2 protein-coding genes are annotated in these 1,386 nt (G+C 46.9%); both read left to right on the forward strand.

Annotation, left to right across the window (positions count from 1 at the left end):
* Positions 1-308: 308 nt before the first annotated feature.
* Positions 309-455 carry a hypothetical protein gene (locus PX481_RS08395; protein ID WP_288094347.1) on the forward strand — a complete coding sequence of 49 codons (147 nt, stop codon included), beginning with the start codon at positions 309-311 and terminating at the stop codon, positions 453-455.
* Between the two features lie 63 nt (positions 456-518).
* Positions 519-1,127 (forward strand): 30S ribosomal protein S4, encoded by a 609-nt coding sequence (gene rpsD, locus PX481_RS08400; protein WP_002798058.1) that lies wholly within the window; start codon positions 519-521, stop codon positions 1,125-1,127.
* The last annotated feature ends 259 nt before the right edge of the window (positions 1,128-1,386 follow it).

Below are 1,386 nucleotides of genomic sequence, written 5' to 3' on the forward strand. Positions count from 1 at the left end.
AGAGTCCACAGACTTTCGCCCCATTTAAGCAGCCCGATTCCGTGTGTCCCACGGTACGTTGACCGCCTCTAGCTTCTTGTTCTTGTTGCGCGCGACTTTTTACCCGGCCAAGCTTTTCTGGTCGGAACCCCCTAAGCCGAGTTTTCAAGGTGCTGCGCCGTCCACTTGGTTTTCGAGACTGGCTTTTTAATTCTAACGTAAAGCCAACCTAGAACGGCGGGGTTTCAGACCCAAAATTTCCGATGAAAAAAATACATCAGCTGCCGTCAGGCTTGAATCAGTGATCAGTAATCAGTAATCAGTAATCAGTGATCAGTATTCTCCGAGTCGGGAGTCAGTATTCAGGAGATTGCTTTTATTTATTCTCCCCACACCCCACACCCCACACCCCACACCCCACACCCCATCATCCCACTCCGTTCTCCCCTCTCCCCATCTCCCCACACGCCAACTAAATCACTTAATTTGTGCTACGATAATAGTTTTGGGATAAATTTAAATAGGAGCAGACTGTCTGTATGTCTCGTTATAGAGGACCGCGCTTGCGCGTTGTGCGTCGTTTAGGGGAATTACCAGGCTTAACCCGTAAAAATGCCCGTCGTGCCTATGCACCCGGGCAACATGGCCAGGCCCGCAAAAAACGTTCAGAATATGCCATTCGTCTAGAAGAAAAACAAAAACTGCGTTTTAACTACGGTGTCAGCGAGAAACAATTAATTCGCTATGTCCGCAAAGCTCGCCGGGCTACCGGTTCCACTGGTCAAGTGCTGCTGCAACTCTTAGAAATGCGTCTGGATAATACCGTTTTCCGTCTCGGTATGGCTGGGACAATTCCGGGGGCGCGACAATTAGTCAATCACGGTCACGTCACCGTTAACGGTAGAGTTGTGGATATTGCCAGTTATCAGTGCCGTCCGGGTGATGTGATTGGAGTCAGAAATCAAGAGCGTTCCCAGGATCTAGTCAAAAGAAATATGGAATACCCCGGTTTAGCCAACCTGCCGAGTCATTTGGAATTTGACAAAAATACCCTTGTGGGCAAAGTGAATGGCGTTGTGGAAAGAGAATGGATTGCCCTCTCGATTAATGAACTGTTAGTAGTGGAATACTACTCTCGGAAAGTCTAGGAAAAAAGCCTTTTCCAGATACCTTGAGGACGCAAGTGGCAGCGTCCTTATTTTATTCTTTAAATTTAGGTTGAAAGATAGCAAAAATACGATGCTAAGTAGCTGGTTATAATTAAATTAAAAATGGATTTTAGGTTTGATCCCCCCTGCCCCCCTTGATAAGGGGGGTGCCGATAGGCGGGGGGATCCCCCCTTAATAAGGGTAGGGCTGTTTCATTTAAATTAAGTATAGCTGATTTTGAGTCAATAAATTTGACCG

The sequence above is a fragment of the Microcystis sp. M53603_WE2 genome (assembly GCF_030065435.1).

Coding starts and splice junctions, on each gene's coding strand:
- rpsD (WP_002798058.1), top strand. CDS start 519: ATGTCTCGTTATAGAGGACCGCGCTTGCGCGTTGTGCGTCGTTTAGGG.